The organism is Luteimonas marina (assembly GCF_007859325.1).
Taxonomy (GTDB): Bacteria; Pseudomonadota; Gammaproteobacteria; order Xanthomonadales; family Xanthomonadaceae; genus Luteimonas; species Luteimonas marina.
Map to the genome: position 1 here is coordinate 133729 of NZ_VOHK01000001.1, position 15493 is coordinate 149221.

The 15493-nt window shown below is 71.0% G+C and carries 16 protein-coding genes and 1 tRNA gene; 11 read left to right on the forward strand and 6 right to left on the reverse strand.

Translation table 11 applies throughout. The features are described 5' to 3' along the window. The 3 genes from FQY83_RS00620 to FQY83_RS00630 form a co-directional block, all read right to left on the reverse strand. Nucleotides 1-1401, reverse strand: coding sequence for a PhoH family protein (locus tag FQY83_RS00620; protein WP_146384152.1), 1401 nt, complete (start codon nt 1399-1401; stop codon nt 1-3). A gap of 120 nt (nt 1402-1521) precedes the next feature. Beyond that, nucleotides 1522-2001: a peroxiredoxin gene (locus FQY83_RS00625; RefSeq protein WP_146384154.1), complete on the reverse strand. Its 480-nt coding sequence runs from the start codon at nt 1999-2001 to the stop codon at nt 1522-1524. A gap of 149 nt (nt 2002-2150) precedes the next feature. Further along, nucleotides 2151-2717, reverse strand: a complete 567-nt coding sequence (locus FQY83_RS00630; protein WP_238333351.1) for a glycine cleavage system transcriptional repressor — start codon at nt 2715-2717, stop codon at nt 2151-2153. A gap of 176 nt (nt 2718-2893) precedes the next feature. Here FQY83_RS00630 and dapA point away from each other — a divergent pair, with 176 nt between their 5' ends. Both dapA and FQY83_RS00640 read left to right on the forward strand, forming a co-directional pair. Further along, entirely contained in the window at nt 2894-3799 is a 906-nt protein-coding gene (dapA, locus tag FQY83_RS00635; RefSeq protein WP_146384158.1) for a 4-hydroxy-tetrahydrodipicolinate synthase, read from the forward strand. Between the two features lie 28 nt (nt 3800-3827). Next, nucleotides 3828-4340: a hypothetical protein gene (locus FQY83_RS00640; protein WP_146384160.1), complete on the forward strand. Its 513-nt coding sequence runs from the start codon at nt 3828-3830 to the stop codon at nt 4338-4340. A 94-nt stretch (nt 4341-4434) separates the two neighbouring features. Here FQY83_RS00640 and fdxA read toward each other — a convergent pair whose 3' ends face one another. Together fdxA and FQY83_RS00655 are read right to left on the reverse strand one after the other, a co-directional pair. Further along, nucleotides 4435-4758, reverse strand: coding sequence for a ferredoxin FdxA (fdxA, locus tag FQY83_RS00645; RefSeq protein ID WP_146384162.1), 324 nt, complete (start codon nt 4756-4758; stop codon nt 4435-4437). 175 nt (nt 4759-4933) lie between these two features. Beyond that, a tRNA-Glu gene (locus FQY83_RS00655) sits at nt 4934-5009 on the reverse strand. 141 nt (nt 5010-5150) lie between these two features. On the opposite strand from FQY83_RS00655, the gene pcnB reads away from it, so the two are divergent. From pcnB to pgi, 6 genes are all read left to right on the forward strand, one after another. After that, nucleotides 5151-6476, forward strand: a complete 1326-nt coding sequence (gene pcnB / locus FQY83_RS00660) for a polynucleotide adenylyltransferase PcnB (protein WP_146384166.1) — start codon at nt 5151-5153, stop codon at nt 6474-6476. 8 nt (nt 6477-6484) lie between these two features. After that, on the forward strand, nt 6485-6970 hold the full coding sequence (gene folK, locus FQY83_RS00665; RefSeq protein ID WP_238333352.1) for a 2-amino-4-hydroxy-6-hydroxymethyldihydropteridine diphosphokinase: 486 nt from the start codon (nt 6485-6487) through the stop codon (nt 6968-6970). A 4-nt stretch (nt 6971-6974) separates the two neighbouring features. Continuing rightward, entirely contained in the window at nt 6975-7793 is an 819-nt protein-coding gene (gene panB, locus FQY83_RS00670) for a 3-methyl-2-oxobutanoate hydroxymethyltransferase (RefSeq protein WP_146384171.1), read from the forward strand. Between the two features lie 12 nt (nt 7794-7805). Further along, nucleotides 7806-8660 carry a pantoate--beta-alanine ligase gene (panC, locus tag FQY83_RS00675; RefSeq protein WP_146384173.1) on the forward strand — a complete coding sequence of 285 codons (855 nt, stop codon included), beginning with the start codon at nt 7806-7808 and terminating at the stop codon, nt 8658-8660. A gap of 89 nt (nt 8661-8749) precedes the next feature. Then, on the forward strand, nt 8750-9130 hold the full coding sequence (gene panD, locus FQY83_RS00680; protein WP_146384175.1) for an aspartate 1-decarboxylase: 381 nt from the start codon (nt 8750-8752) through the stop codon (nt 9128-9130). 1 nt (nt 9131) lies between these two features. Then, on the forward strand, nt 9132-10637 hold the full coding sequence (pgi, locus tag FQY83_RS00685) for a glucose-6-phosphate isomerase (RefSeq protein WP_146384177.1): 1506 nt from the start codon (nt 9132-9134) through the stop codon (nt 10635-10637). 157 nt (nt 10638-10794) lie between these two features. On the opposite strand, the gene queG is transcribed toward pgi, so the two are convergent. Beyond that, nucleotides 10795-11874 (reverse strand): tRNA epoxyqueuosine(34) reductase QueG, encoded by a 1080-nt coding sequence (gene queG / locus FQY83_RS00690; RefSeq protein WP_146384179.1) that lies wholly within the window; start codon nt 11872-11874, stop codon nt 10795-10797. A gap of 23 nt (nt 11875-11897) precedes the next feature. Here queG and FQY83_RS00695 point away from each other — a divergent pair, with 23 nt between their 5' ends. The 3 genes from FQY83_RS00695 (at nt 11898) to FQY83_RS00705 (ending at nt 15460) form a co-directional block, all read left to right on the forward strand. Next, on the forward strand, nt 11898-13397 hold the full coding sequence (locus FQY83_RS00695) for an NAD(P)H-hydrate dehydratase (RefSeq protein WP_146384181.1): 1500 nt from the start codon (nt 11898-11900) through the stop codon (nt 13395-13397). Continuing rightward, entirely contained in the window at nt 13394-13882 is a 489-nt protein-coding gene (tsaE, locus tag FQY83_RS00700) for a tRNA (adenosine(37)-N6)-threonylcarbamoyltransferase complex ATPase subunit type 1 TsaE (RefSeq protein WP_146384183.1), read from the forward strand. Before FQY83_RS00695 ends, tsaE begins: the two co-directional genes overlap by 4 nt. Nucleotides 13883-13957: 75 nt before the next feature. Beyond that, nucleotides 13958-15460: an N-acetylmuramoyl-L-alanine amidase gene (locus tag FQY83_RS00705; RefSeq protein WP_146384185.1), complete on the forward strand. Its 1503-nt coding sequence runs from the start codon at nt 13958-13960 to the stop codon at nt 15458-15460. Nucleotides 15461-15493: the final 33 nt, after the last annotated feature.

The following is a 15493-nucleotide window of genomic DNA, read 5'->3' on the forward strand; positions in this document are numbered from 1 at the left end:
CTAGAGCACTTCCGACGCGTAGTCCGCCAGCCGCGAACGCTCGCCGCGCCGCAGCGTCACGTGCGCGCTGTGCGCCCAGTTCTTGAAGCGGTCGACGGCGTAGGTCAGGCCCGAGGTGGTCTCGGTGAGGTAGGGCGTGTCGATCTGCTCGACGTTGCCCAGGCACACGATCTTGGTGCCCGGGCCGGCGCGCGTGACCAGGGTCTTCATCTGCTTGGGCGTGAGGTTCTGCGCCTCGTCCAGGATCAGGTAGCGCGAGAGGAAGGTGCGGCCGCGCATGAAATTGAGCGAGCGGATCTTGATGCGCGAGGCGAGCAGGTCGTTGGTCGCCGCGCGGCCCCAGCTGCCGCCTTCCTGGTTGTGGGTGAGCACTTCGAGGTTGTCGGTCAGCGCGCCCATCCACGGCGTCATCTTTTCCTCCTCGGTGCCGGGCAGGAAGCCGATGTCCTCGCCCACGCTGACCGTGGCGCGGGTCATGATGATCTCGCGGTAGCGCTGCTGGTCCATGGTCTGCGCCAGGCCCGCGGCCAGCGCCAGCAGGGTCTTGCCGGTGCCGGCGGTGCCGAGCAGGGTGACGAAGTCGACCTCCGGGTCCATCAGCGCGTTGAGCGCGAAGTTCTGCTCGCGGTTGCGCGCGGTGATGCCCCAGACCGCGTGCTGGCTGCCGCGGTAGTCGTCGACGATCTGCAGCACCGCCTTGCCGCCTTCGGCCTTGGTCACGCGGAACTCGGCTTCGTCGTCGCCGGGCAGGTAGAGGTACTGGTTCGGGTACCAGTCGTTGTCGGCATCGACCGCGACTTCGTAGTAGGTGCGGCCCTTGTCGGTCCAGGACTTGAGGTCCTTGCCGTGGCGCTGCCAGAAGTCCTCCGGCAGCGCGTTGGCGCCGGTGTAGAGCAGGCTGAAGTCGTCGAGCGCGCGGTCGTTCTCGTAGTCCTCGCTGACGATGCCGGCGATCGCGGCCTTGATCCGCAGGTTGATGTCCTTGGAGACGAACACCACCGGGAAGTCGGGTTCGTCGCGGCGCAGCTGCAGGATCGCGCCGAGGATGCGGTTGTCGGGCGCGACCGCGCCGAACGAGGTCTTGTCCTCCTTCGGCACCGTGGTCTGGAAGCGCAGCTTGCCGATGCTGGCCGCGCCGCGCAGCTGCAGCGCGTTCGGGCGGTTGAGCACCAGCCCGGTGGCGATCTTGTCGGTACCCTGCGCCTCGATCAGCTCGTTGATGAAGCGGCTGACCTGGCGCGCGTTGCGGCTGGCTTCCGACGTGCCCTTCTTGCCGTTGTCGAGTTCCTCGATGACCTGCATCGGCAGGAACACGTCGTGTTCCTCGAACTTGAACAGCGCGGTCGGATCGTGCATCAGGACGTTGGTGTCGAGCACGTACAGGCGCTTGCCTTGGGTCATCATCGGTCGCTTGGCTTCCGTGGTTGGTGGGTCGGGGCTACGCGCCCGACGGCCGGGGTTCGTTTGCGTCGGGGATGGGGTCGGGTTTCATTTTGCGTCGGTGTCGGGGCTGGCCCCGACCTATGCCTGCGCGGTCTTCAGGGCGTCGAGGACGGCCTGGGCGTGGCCGGCGACCTTCACCCCGCGCCATTCCGCGGCCAGGCGCTGGTCGGGCGAGAGCAGGAAGGTGCTGCGGACCACGCCCAGCACCTTGCGGCCGTACATGTTCTTCTCGTGGATCACGTCGAAGGCCTTGCACAGCTTCTCGTCGGCGTCGCTGACCAGCGGGAACCTGAAACCCTGCTTCGCGCAGAAGTTGTCGTGCGATTTCACCGAGTCGCGCGAGACGCCGAGCACGGTCGCGCCCAGGCGCTTGAACTTCGGCAGCAGGGCATTGAAGTCGAGCCCCTCGGTGGTGCAGCCGGGGGTCGAATCCTTCGGGTAGAAGTACAGCACCAGCCACTGGCCGGCATGGTCGGCGAGGGTGGTGGTGTCGCCGCCGGACAGGGCCAGCGGCAGCTTGAGGGTGGATTTCGGAAGCGCTTTGCCGGTCGCGATCATTCCAGAACTCGTCATCCCTTGAAGCTTGTCATTCCGCCCTTGCGGGTGTCATTCCGAACGCAGTGAGGAATCTGCTTCAGCGCGGAGCTGCTCGAAGAGCAGATTTCTCACTGCGTTCGAAATGACATCCGAAGGGTGTGCGGGAACCATCAGAACTTCATCGGATCCATGATCGCATCGAGGTTCAGGTGGTCGCAGAACTCGAGGAAGTCGTCGCGCAGCGCGGCGATGTGCATGTTCGCCGGCACGCCGATGGTGACCTGCGCCGAGAACATGTCGGCGCCGGTCTGCATCGCCCGGTAGCGCGAGCAGTGCAGGCTTTCGATGGTGATGCCCTGGCGGTCGAAGAAGTCGGCCAGCTGGAACAGGATGCCCGGCTTGTCGGCCGCCACCACCTCGACGATGTAGGGCAGCAGGTTCGACTGCACCGGCTTCGGACCCGTGCGGTACCAGACCAGCTTCAGCTCTTCCTCGCGCTCGAGCCGGGTCAGCATCGCCTCGAGCTTGGCCACCGAGTCCCAGGAGCCGGTGGCGAGCGCGGTCACCGAGACGTCGCGGCCGACCGTGGACAGGCGGGTGTCGACGAGGTTGCAGCCGCTGTCGGCGATCCGCCGCGACACGGCGAGCAGCGGCGATGCCGGATGCGTCGTGTAGGCGTTGATCAGCAGGTAGTTCTCGTTCGGCGAGGGCCGGGAAGCGGTGTCTGGATCGGTCAAGGCGGCGTCCGCGGCAGGGTGATTCTGTGAAGCCTTCGGTTCTGAACGGTAGCCCGAACGGGGTCGGGCACGGCGGCCAGCATACTTGCCCGTGCTTCCGGGCCGCAAGTAACATGCCGGCATCGAAGACCATCCGTCCGTGCGCCCGCGCGGGCCTTCGCACGAGAGCTTCCCACTTGCGACTTTCCGGCAGCATCACCGCGCTGGCGACGCCGTTCACGGCGGCGGGAGAGGTCGATCTCGACGCCTGGCGCCGCCTGCTGCAGGCACAGCTCGACGGCGGCACGCAGGCCGTCGTCGTCGCCGGCTCCACGGGCGAGGCTTCGTCGCTCTACGAGGCGGAGTACGACGCGCTGCTGCGCACCGCGGTCGAATGCGTGGCCGGCCGCGTTCCGGTACTGGCCGGGACCGGGCAGTCGAGCACGGCGAAGACCATCGAGCAGACCCGCCGCGCCGCGGGACTCGGCGCCGACGCCGCGCTGGTGGTCACGCCGCCCTACGTGCGCCCGACCCAGGCCGGCCTGCTGGCGCACTACCGTGCGCTGGCCGACGACGACAGCCTGCCGCTGGTGATCTACAACGTGCCCGCGCGCACCGGCTGCGACCTGCTGCCGGAGAGCGTGGCCGCGCTGGTGGGACATCCGCGCATCGTCGGCGTCAAGGAAGCCTGCAGCGAGCCGGCGCGCCTGCAGGCCTGGCGGTCGCTGCGCCGGGACGGCTTCGCGGTGCTCGGCGGCGACGATGCGAGCGCGGCCGAGGCGATGCTCGCGGGCGCGAACGGCGTGGTCTCGGTGGTGTCGAACCTGGTCCCGGCCGCCGTGCGCAGGCTGTGCGACCTGGCCCTCGGCGGCCGGCGCGCCGAGGCCGAGGCGTGGAATGCCGGGCTGGCGGCGTTCCACGAGTTCGCCGGCCTCGAACCCAACCCGATCCCGGTCAAGGCCGTGCTCGAACGGCTCGGCTTCGGTCGCGGCCTGCGCCTGCCGCTGACCCCGCTGTCGGACATCCACCAGGCCACGGCCACGCGCATCGCCGCGCAGGCCGAGGCACTCGAACGCAGCCTCCGCGAACCGATCGCGGCCTGACCCCCTTTTCCTGCAGGAGAACCGAACGATGCGTCATTCCCGCCCCCTGATCCGCATGCTCGCGGTGGCCCTGGTCGCCGTCGCCGTGCTCGGCACCAGCGGCTGCAAGTGGTTCCGCAAGGGCAGCGACCTCTATACCCAGAGCCCCGAGAGCCGTCCGCTGGAGGTGCCGCCGGACCTGGACCGCCCCGACACCTCGGCCGCGATGCAGCTGCCGGAAACCGGTTCGGTCACGCGTTCGGCCACGGCGGCCGCGGGCAGCGCGCAGCCGAACGGCTTCGCCGTCGCCGGCGACCGCGACGAAGTCTTCAACCGCGTCGGCGAGGTGCTGGCCGCGACGCAAGGCCTGACCGTGGTCAATCGCGCGCAGCTGCTCGGCACCTACGACGTCGACTACGGCGACGCCAAGTTCCTCGTGCGCGTGACCAAGACCGACACCGGCGCCTACGTCTCGGCGGTCGATCCGCGCGGCCTGCCGGCCGCGGGCGAGCCGCCGGCGCGCCTGATCGCGGCGCTGAGGGCCGCGCTCGCGGGCGGCTGAGGCTGTCCCGACCGCAACCAGGAAAGGCGCCGCAAGGCGCCTTTCGCGTTCCAGGGCGCCGGGTTTCCGGCGCGTGTGTCCGCGCAACCGCGCCTCAGCGCTCGAGCAGCGGCAGCTTGTCCGGCTTGCCTTCCCAGTCCTTGGCGTCGGGCAGGGGATCCTTGCGCGTGGTGATCACCGGCCACTCCTTCGAGAGTTCGGCGTTCAGCGCCACGTACGGCTCCTGTCCGGCGGGCACGTCGTCCTCCGGATAGATCGCGTTGATCGGGCACTCCGGCTCGCACAGGGTGCAGTCGATACATTCGTCCGGATCGATCACCAGGAAGTTCGGGCCCTCGTGGAAACAGTCGACCGGGCACACCTCGACGCAGTCGGTGTACTTGCACTTGATGCAGTTCTCGGTGACGACGAAGGGCATGGAGGGGTCCTGGCGCGGAAACGAAATTTTAGAACAGGCGTCGACGGGATGCTGCGAAGGGTTCGCATTCGCGCGCTTGTTCCCCCTCCCCCGCAAGCGGGGGCGGGCTGGGGTGGGGGCCAGCGATCCGCCCGCACACAATGAAAAAGGCCCGCTTGCGCGGGCCTTTCGAAAATGGCGCTCCCTACGGGATTCGAACCCGTGTTTTAGCCTTGAGAGGGCCACGTCCTAGGCCTCTAGACGAAGGGAGCAGGGGTGCTGCAGGTGCAGCGCCGGCTGGACGACCGGCTGCACCGGGCCTGCCCGATTGGGCAAGGGGTCGATGCAGCTTGCTAGTATAGCAACGATCAGGGCGTCGAACATCGGCCCCCGCACCCATACCGCCAGGCCGCATGCCGACCCACGACCCATCCGTTTCCACTTCGCTGCGGATCATCCCGCGCGACCAGCACCCCATCTCGCGCCGGGGCATCAGCCCCAACGCGCTGCGCGTGCTGTACCGCCTGCACGAGGCCGGGCACCGGGCCTGCCTGGTGGGCGGCGCGGTGCGCGACCTGCTGGCCGGGCAGGCGCCCAAGGACTTCGACGTCGCCACCGACGCCACGCCGGAGGAAGTCAAGCACCTGTTCCGCAACTGCCGCCTGATCGGGCGCCGCTTCCGCCTGGCGCACGTGGTGTTCGGCCGCGAGATCATCGAGGTCGCCACCTTCCGCGCCAACGTCGACGACGGCAGCGGCGACCGCCAGGTGCACGACGACGGCCGCCTGCTGCGCGACAACGTCTACGGCACGATCGAGGACGACGCGGTCCGCCGCGACTTCACCGCCAACGCGCTGTACTACGACATCGCCGACTTCTCGGTGCGCGACTACGTCGGCGGCTTCGACGACGTCAGCCACCGGGTGATGCGCCTGATCGGCGACCCGGAGACGCGCTACCGCGAGGATCCGGTGCGCATGCTGCGCGCGGTCCGGCTGTCGGCCAAGCTCGGCTTCAACATCGCGCCCGGCTCCGCCGAGCCGCTGCCGCGGCTGGCGCCGCTGCTGTCGGAGGCCGCGCCGGCGCGATTGTTCGAGGAGTGCCTGAAGCTGTTCCTGTCCGGGCATGCGGTGGCGAGCTTCGAGGGGCTGGAGCGGCATGGCCTGCTGGCCGCGCTGTTCCCCGAGAGCGCCGCGGCGCTGGACGCCAACCGCAGCGGCGCGCTGCGGCGGATGCTGGTCGAGGGACTGCGCGGCACCGACCGGCGCGTGGCCGCCGACGAGCCGGTCTCGCCGGCGTTCCTGTTCGCGGTGCTGCTGTGGCCGGCCTACTGCCGTGCGCTGATGGCGCTGCAGGCGCAGGGGCTGCATACGGTGGAAGCCGAGCGCCGCGCCGCCGACCGGGTCACGCTGCACCAGCTCAATACGATCGCGCTGCCGCGCCGGTTCTCGCTGCCGATGCAGGAGATCTGGCTGATGCAGTCGCGCTTCTCGCAGCGCCAGCGCAAGCGGGTGGTGCGCACGCTGTCGCATCCGCGCTTTCGCGCGGCCTTCGATTTCCTGGTGCTGCGCCGGGCCGCATCGCCCGCGCACGAGGACGACATCGCCTTCTGGCAGGAAGCGCAGGGCAATCCGGACGCGGCGATCGCGCACCATCCCGCCGCCGAAGGCGGCGAGGAGGCGGAGGTCCCGCGCAAGCGCCGCCGCCGTCGCCGGCGCAGCCACGCGGCCGGCGAATGACCCCCGTGATGTCCTGCGTCGGCCTCGGCGGCAACGTCGGGGACGTGGCGCACGCGCTGTCGCAGGCGCTGGCCGCGCTCGACACCCTGCCGCGCACGCGCCTGCTGCGCGCGTCTCGCTTCTACCGCACCCCGGCCTGGGGGCGGCGCGAGCAGCCGGACTTCATCAATGCCGCGGCCACGCTCGAAACCGCGCTGTCCGCGCGCGAACTGCTCGACGGCCTGCTCGACATCGAGCGGCGCTTCGGGCGCGAGCGCGCCGCCGACGGCAGCGACCGCTGGGGCCCGCGCACGCTCGACCTCGACCTGCTGCTGCACGGTGGTGCGGTGATCGACGAGCCGGGACTGCGGGTGCCGCACCCGCACCTGCACGAGCGCGCGTTCGCGCTGCTGCCGCTGGCCGACATCGCCCTCGACGCGGTCATCCCCGGCGTCGGCACCGTCGCGCAGGCGCTGGCGGCGTTGGATGCCGGCGGCATCGAAGCGCTACCCTAGCGTCATGAGCACGCCCGCGCCGCTGAAACCCGTGACCGTCCCCGACCTCGCGCAGGCGCGGCGGGAGGGCCGGCGCCTGGCGATGCTGACCGCCTACGACGCCGGCTTCGCGCGCGTGTTCGACGCCAACGGCGCCGACATCATTCTCGTCGGCGATTCGCTGGGTATGGTGGTGCAGGGGCACGATTCGACCCTGCCGGTCACGGTCGACGACATCGCCTACCACGTGCGCGCGGTGGCGAAGGGCCTGCGCCGCGCGCTGCTGCTGGCCGACCTGCCGTTCCAGGCCGACGCGACGCCCGAACGCGCGCTGGAGGCCTCGACGCGCCTGCTGCAGGCGGGCGCGGGCATGGTCAAGCTCGAAGGCGCCGGCCCGCACAAGCTGGCCGCGATCCGCTTCCTCGCCGCGCGCGAGATTCCGGTGTCCGCGCACCTGGGCCTGACGCCGCAGTCGGTGCTGCGCTTCGGCGGCTACAGGGTGCAGGGGCGCGAGGCCGCGGCGGCGGCGCAGCTGCGCGCCGATGCGCTCGCGGTCGCCGAGGCGGGGGCCTCGCTGCTGGTGCTCGAATGCGTGCCGTCCGCGCTCGCGGCGGACATCACGCAAGCCTCGCCGATCCCGACCATCGGTATCGGCGCCGGCCCGCACTGCGACGGCCAGGTGCTGGTGCTGCACGACGTGCTCGGCCTCGACACCGGCCACCGGCGGCCGAAGTTCGTCAAGGATTTCCTCGCCGAGGGCGGCTCGGTCGCCGGCGCGGTGCGTGCCTACGTCGAGGCGGTGCGCGACGGCAGCTTCCCGGGCGCGGAACACGCCTACGACTGATCGCGGCCGGCCATGATCGACATCCTCGAGACCCTCGACGCCCTGCGCGCGCGCGTGGCGGGCTGGAAGCGCGAAGGCCTGCGCGTGGCCCTGGTGCCGACGATGGGCAACCTGCACGCCGGGCATTACTCGCTGGTGGAACTGGCGCGAGGACATGCCGACCGCGTGGTCGCCAGCGTGTTCGTCAACCCGACCCAGTTCGGGCCGAACGAGGATTTCGCGCGCTACCCGCGCACGCCGGAAGCCGACGCGGCCGGGCTCGAGGCCGCGGGCTGCGACGCGCTGTGGCTGCCGTCGGTGGAGACGATGTATCCCTACGGTGCCGAGAACGCCGTGCGCATGCGCGTGCCGGGCATCACCGACGTGCTCGACGGTGCGCATCGTCCCGGCCACTTCGACGGGGTGGCGACGGTGGTGTCGCGGCTGTTCAACCAGGTGCAGCCGGACGTGGCCGCGTTCGGACGCAAGGACTACCAGCAGCTCGCGGTGATCCGTTACCTCGTGCGCGACCTCGCCTTCCCGGTCGAACTGCTTGCCGGTGAAACCAGACGCGAGGCCGACGGGCTGGCGATGAGTTCGCGCAACCAGTACCTCGACGCCGCGGAGCGCGCGACCGCGCCGGAGATCCATCGCACGCTGCTGGCGATGCGCGATGCGATCGGTGCGGGCACGCCGATCGACAGGGTGGAGGCCCGGGCCAGCGAGCGCCTCGCGGCGGCTGGCTTCTCGGTGGACTACGCGGTGGTCCGCACGCCCGCGCTGGAAGCGGCCGGAAACGATTTCGACGGCCCGCTGGTGGCACTGGTCGCCGTCCGCCTTGGCCGCACCCGGCTGATCGACAACCTGGACATCCCGCGGACCGGCTGAACCGCGGCCGGGGTCATGTTGCGATGCAGAAAACCGGGCCTATACTGCGCTTCTCGCAAAATTCTCCCGGTTTTCCCCACGGCATCGACATGCAACTGACCCTGCTCAAGGCCAAGATCCACCGTGCGACGGTGACCCATTCCGAGCTGCACTACGAAGGCTCGTGCGCGATCGACGAGCGCCTGCTGGAGCTGTCCGGCATCCGCGAGTACGAGCGGATCGAGATCTACAACGTCAACAATGGCGAACGCTTCGCGACCTATGCCATCCGTGGCGAGGCCGGCAGCGGCGTGATCTCGGTCAACGGCGCCGCCGCGCACAAGGCCCGGCCCGGCGACCTGGTCATCATCTGCGCCTACGGTACCTGCGAGGAAGCCGAGGCCGCGCGCTTCAAGCCGACGCTGGTCTACGTCGACCAGCAGAACCGGATGACGCACACCAATACCGCCATTCCGGCACAGGCGGCCTGAGGTGCCGGCGGGACTTGCCGGACTGCGCGGACACGCCCGGCGCCTGCAGGAAGTGCCGATTTCCTCGCTGCTGCGCAGCGAGGCCGATCGCGCCGCCACGCTGGCGCTGCGGGTCGGCCCGCTGTACGCGAACTTCGCGCGCCAGCGCTACGACGCGCAGGCGCTCGATGCGCTGTTCGCGCTCGCGGAGACGGCGGGTTTCGCGGCGGCGATGCGCCGGCTGGTCGACGGCGAGACCGTCAACACCACAGAAGGCCGCGCCGCCCTGCATACCGCGCTGCGCGGCGAGGCCTCGGATGCACCGTTGGCGCGCGAATGCGCCGCGCAGGCGCGCGAGGCGCGCAAGCGCATGGCGGCGATGATCGACGCGCTGGCGAAAAGCGACGTCACCGACATCGTCAGCGTTGGCATCGGCGGCTCCGACCTTGGACCGCGCCTGGTCGCGGACGCGCTGGCGCTGCCCGGCGCGCGCTTGCGCGTGCACTTCCTGTCGAACGTCGACGGCAACGCCGCCCGGCGCACGCTGGCGGGCCTGGATCCGGCGAAGACCGCTGCGATCCTGATCTCCAAGACCTTCGGTACCCAGGAAACCCTGCTCAACGGCGGCATCGTGCGCGAGTGGCTGGGCGACGACGCACGGGTGTACGGCGTCAGCGCCAACGTCGAGCGGGCCGCCGCCTTCGGCATCGCGCCCGAGCGCATCCTGCCGATGTGGGACTGGGTCGGCGGGCGCTATTCGCTGTGGTCGGCGGTCGGCTTCCCGATCGCGCTGGCGATCGGCATGGACCGCTTCGAGGCACTGCTGGCCGGCGCCGCCGAACTCGATGCGCATGCGGTCACCGCCGCGCCGCGCGAAAACCTCGCCTTCCTGCATGCGCTGACCGCGCTGTGGAACCGCAACGCGCTCGGCCTCGCCACCCAGGCGGTGCTGCCCTACGACGAGCGCCTGAAGCTGCTGCCGAACTACCTGCAGCAGCTGGTGATGGAAAGCCTCGGCAAGTCGGCCCGGCTCGACGGCGCGCCGCTCGACGAGCAGACCGTGCCGGTGTGGTGGGGCGGCCCCGGCACCGACACCCAGCACAGCTTCTTCCAGGCGCTGCACCAGGGCACCCAGGTGGTGCCGGCGGACTTCATCGGCGTGGTCAACAGCGAGGACGGCCACGCCGAAAACCATCGCGCCCTGCTGGCGAACCTGCTGGCGCAGACCGAGGCGCTGGCGAACGGCCAGGCCAGCGACGATCCGCACCGCGCCTACGCCGGCAACCGCCCGAGCACGCTGCTCCTGCTCGACGCGCTGACGCCGCGCTCGCTCGGCGCGCTGATCGCGCTGTACGAGCACAGCGTCTACCTGCAGTCGGTGGCGTGGGGCATCAACGCCTTCGACCAGTTCGGCGTCGAACTGGGCAAGCAGGTGGCGAACAGGCTGCTGCCGGCGCTGGAGGGCGGGGCGGAGGTGGACGATCCGGTGACGCGTGCGCTGCTGGCGGAGCTGAAGGCGCGTTCTTGAGCTGCGTCCTCATGGAGTGAAGCCGCAGAATTTCCAGTCGTCATTCCGGCGAAAGCCGGAATCCATTTTGCTGTTGATTCCTTTCAGGGTAGGAACACAAGGCCAACGTCAAAATGGATTGCGGCTTTCGCCGGAATGACGAGGCTCATGTCCCGCGTCACGTTCGGGCTTCGTGGCGACGCAGCGCCCATTCGACATGCTCGCGTACGACCGGATCGGCCGCATCGCTTCGCGACCGCAGCGCGGCGACAACCTCCGGCGACGTCGGCGCATTGCCCAGCGCCACGGCGATGTTGCGCAGCCAGCGCGAATGGCCGCTGCGGCGGATCGGCGAGCCCTCGGTGCGCTGCAGGAATTCGTCCTCGCTCCACGCGAACAGCTCGGCCAGCGTGGCCTGGTCCAGATTGTTGCGGGCGCGGAAATCCGGCTCGTCGGTGCGCCTGGCGAACTTGTTCCAGGGGCATACCAGCTGGCAGTCGTCGCAGCCGAAGATGCGGTTGCCGATCAGCGGGCGCAGTGCCTCGTCGATGCTGCCTTCGTGCTCGATCGTGAGGTAGGAGATGCAGCGTCGCGCGTCGAGCCGGTGCGGCGCGACGATCGCCTGCGTCGGGCAGACGTCGATGCAGCGCACGCAGGTGCCGCAGTGCGCGCTGGCGGGCGGGTCGACCGGCAGCGGCAGGTCGACGTAGATCTCGCCGAGGAAGAACCACGAGCCGCCGTCGCGGTCGATCAGGCAAGTGTGCTTGCCGATCCAGCCGAGCCCGGCGTTGCGCGCCAGCGCGCGTTCGAGCACCGGCGCCGAGTCGACGAACACGCGATGGCCGAACGGGCCGACCTCGGCGGCGACGCGATCGGCGAGCTTCTGCAGGCGGTGGCGCATCAGCTTGTGGTAGTCGCGGCCGAGCGCGTAGCGCGCGACGTAGGCGCGTTCGCCGTCGTCGAGCGTGCGCCAGGCCTGGTCCGGGTCCTGGCCGTAGTCCAGTCCGACCGAAATCACGCGCAGCGTGCCGGGCACCAGTTCCTGCGGCCGCGAGCGCTTGTCGCCGTGCCGCGCCATCCAGTCCATCGTCCCGTACAGGCCCTGCGCCAGCCAGGTGCGCAGGAAGGCCTCGTCCTCGCCCAGTTCGACGCCGGCGATGCCGCAGCGCCCGAAGCCGGCTTCGCGCGCCAGCGCCTTGATGCGCAGGGCGAGCGTGGCCGGGTCGGGGAGGCGGGCGCGGGCGGCGGGCGTCGACACGGCCGAAGTATAGAATCCGCGCGATGGACGCCGATTCCACCGACCGGGGCACGCCGCTGTACGACAGCGCGGCCCTGCGCGCGCTGGAGACCCAGGCCGGCGCGCGCCTCGGCGACGGTTTCGCGCTGATGGCGCGCGCCGGGCAGGCCGCCTGGCGCGAACTGCTGGCGCGCTGGCCCGAGGTGCAGCGCATCGTCGTGGTCTGCGGACCCGGCAACAACGGCGGCGACGGCTACGAGCTGTGCCGCTACGCGCACCAGTCCGGGCGCGACGCGCGCGTGCTGCGCATCGACGCGCATCGTCCGCGCACGGAGCTGGCGCAGCGCGCCTGCGATGCGTACCGGAAGGCGGGCGGAAGGATCAAGGCCTTCAGCGACGGCTTCGGCAAGGCCGAGCTGATCGTCGACGCGCTGTTCGGCATCGGCCTGTCGCGCGAACCGGATGCGGACGCCGCCAAGGTGATCGACGCGATCAACGCCTCCGGCCTGCCGGTGTTCTCGCTGGACGTGCCCAGCGGCCTCGACGCCGACCGCGGCAGCGCGCCGGGCCGCGTGGTGCGCGCGACGCATACGCTGCAGTTCCTCGCGCCGCACGCGGGGCTGTACACGGGGACCGCGCCGCGCTGCGCCGGCACGCTTTTGGTTGCCGCGCTCGAGGTCGAAGACGACCTCGCCGGCGCGCCCGTGGCCGCGCTGCGGCTCGACGCCACCCACCTGCGCGGCTGGATCGCCCCGCGCGCGCGCGACGCGCACAAGGGCGACAGCGGCCACGTGCTGTGCATCGGCGGCGACCTCGGCAAGGGCGGCGCGGTGATGCTGGCGGCGGACGCTGCGTTGCGCTGCGGCGCCGGCTTGGTGGGCGTGGCCACGCAGCCCGCGCACGTGACCGCGGTGCTGGCGCGGCGTCCGGAAGTGATGGCGCAGGGCATTGAGGCGGGTGAGCGGCTGGGGACCCTGGTCGAGCGGGCTGACGTGGTCGCGCTCGGACCCGGGCTCGGGCAGGACGCCTGGGGATCGGCGCTGTACGAACAGGCGCTGGCGGCGTCGAAGCCGCTGGTGCTCGATGCCGACGCGCTGAACCTGCTGGCGCAGCGCACGAGGATGCTGCCCGCCGGCACGATCCTGACCCCGCACCCGGGCGAGGCCGCGCGCCTGCTCGGCTTCACCGTGGCCGAGGTGCAGGCCAACCGCTTCGCCGCGGCGCGCCTGCTGGCCGAGATGTTCGGCTGCGTGGTGGTGCTCAAGGGCGCCGGCACCCTGGTCGCCGCGCCGGAGCAGACGCCGCGCGTGATCGCGGCCGGCAACCCGGGCATGGCGGTGGGCGGCATGGGCGACCTGCTCACCGGCTGCATCGCCGCGCTGCGGGCGCAGGGCTTCGAAGCCTTCGAGGCGGCCTGCTGCGGGGCCCTGCTGCACGCGGTCGCCGGCGACGCCGCGGCCGCGCAGGCGGGGGAGCGCGGACTGCTGCCGAGCGACCTGCTGGACGGAATGCGCCTCTGGGCGAACGGCGGACCGCGGACGTGACCCCGCGGCACCTGCCCGACGAAACCGCGACAATCGCGCTGGCCGGGGAACTCGCACGCAGCGCGCCCGCGCGCGCCGTGGTCTACCTGCAGGGCGACCTCGGCGCCGGCAAATCGACGCTCGCCCGCGCATGGCTGCGCGCGCTGGGCGTGACCGGCACCGTCCGCAGCCCGACCTACACCCTGGTCGAACGCTACCCGCTGGCCGCCGGGGGCGAGGCCCTGCACCTCGACCTGTACCGCATCGGCGACGCCGGCGAGCTGGAGTTCCTGGGGCTGGACGACAGCGACGCGGTCCTGTGGCTGGTGGAATGGCCCGAGCGCGGCACGGGCGGTCTGCCCGCGCCCGACCTGCATGTGCGGCTCGCGGTGGCCGGGACGGGCCGCGAGGCCACCCTGGAATCCGCCAGCGAGGCGGGCCTGGCCTGGCTGGAGGCGCTCGGGGTCGGGGCCCAGTTGCGTCCGACACCTGAACCGAACCCATAGGAAAGGTCGGCAGGTGGCCGATTTGAAAGGGAAAGTGCGTTGCAAATCACAGTCATCGGTGATTGACTAGACGCCATGCGCACCCGGGGGATCAACGTCCAACAGATTCTGCTCGGCCTCGCCCTGCTGGCGGCGCTGGTCTGGAATCTCGCGCACGCGGCCGAAATCCGGGCCGTGCAGCTCGACAGCGGGCCCACCGGGACCCGGGCCGAGCTGCGGGTCGACCGGGAGGCCGAATTCCGCCTGATCTCGCTGCAGAACCCGCACCGGCTGGTGGTGGACCTCCCCGGCAGCAGCCTGGCCGCGCGCATCGCGCTGCCGCCCCCCGAGGGCGTGGTGAAGACGGTGCGCAGCGGCAAGCCGGAGCCGGGGACCACCCGCATCGTGTTCGATCTCGCCGCCCCCGTGGTGGCGCTGAAGCCGCGCTACGAGACCGGCCCGCAGGGCACGCGCCTGGTGATCGAGTGGCCGGGCGACGGCCAGGGCGATCCGATCGCGCAGATCATCGCCGCGACGACGACGGTCGCGCCCGCGCAGGCGGAGACTTCTTCCGCGCCGTCCGCGGTTGCGCCCGCCGCAACGGCGCAGGACCCCGCCGTCGCGTCCGCTGCCGCAACCTCGCGCCTCGTCGCCGAAATGCGGGCCACGCAGGCGCCCGCGACCTCGCAGGTATCGAATCCGGCATCGCCGCCGCAGCCGCAGTCAACGAACGATCCGTCGTTGCCGCGAGCGGTGCCGTCTACTTCCCCGCCGGCGGCGCCCGCCGTGGCCGCGACGCCGGCACCGCCACCGCCCGCGACCCGCACCATCACCGCCGGCACCCGCCCGCTGGTGATCGCGATCGACGCCGGCCACGGCGGCCAGGATCCCGGCGCGATCGGCCCGTCGGGCAAGCGCGAGAAGGACATCACGCTCGCGATCGCGCGCGAACTCGCGCGCCAGGTCAACGCCACGCCCGGACTGCGCGCGCACCTGGTGCGCGACAAGGACGTGTTCATCCCGTTGAACAACCGCGCCCGCATCGCGCGCGACGCGAAGGCGGACATGTTCATCTCGATCCATGCCGACGCCGCCGAGAACCGCAACGCCAAGGGTTCGTCGGTGTACGTGCTGTCGCTGCGCGGCGCCTCGTCGCAGCGCGCGCGCTGGCTGGCGGACAAGGAGAACGCGGCCGACCTGATCGGCGGCGTGCGTACTTCGTCCAACGACAACGTGCTCACCAGCGTCCTGCTCGACCTCACCCAGAGCGGGCAGATGAAGGCGTCCGAGGATGCGGGCAACCACATCCTGTCCGGCCTCAAGCGCATCGGCAACAACCACAAGCCGCACATCGAGCGTGCGAACTTCGCCGTGCTGCGCACCTCCGACATGCCGGCGATGCTTGTGGAGACCGCGTTCCTGTCCAACCCGGACGAGGAAAAGCGCCTGATCGACCCGAAGTTCCAGGGCACGGTGGCGCGCGCGATCCTCGACGGCGTGCACACCTACTTCTCCAGCCAGCCGCCCCCGGGCACGCTGTATGCAGCGCGCGCCGCCGGCGACCGTGTGGCGATGGGCGGTGCGGGCGGCAGTCCCTAGGATCCCGAACCGCGTCCCGTAGGAGCGCCTTCA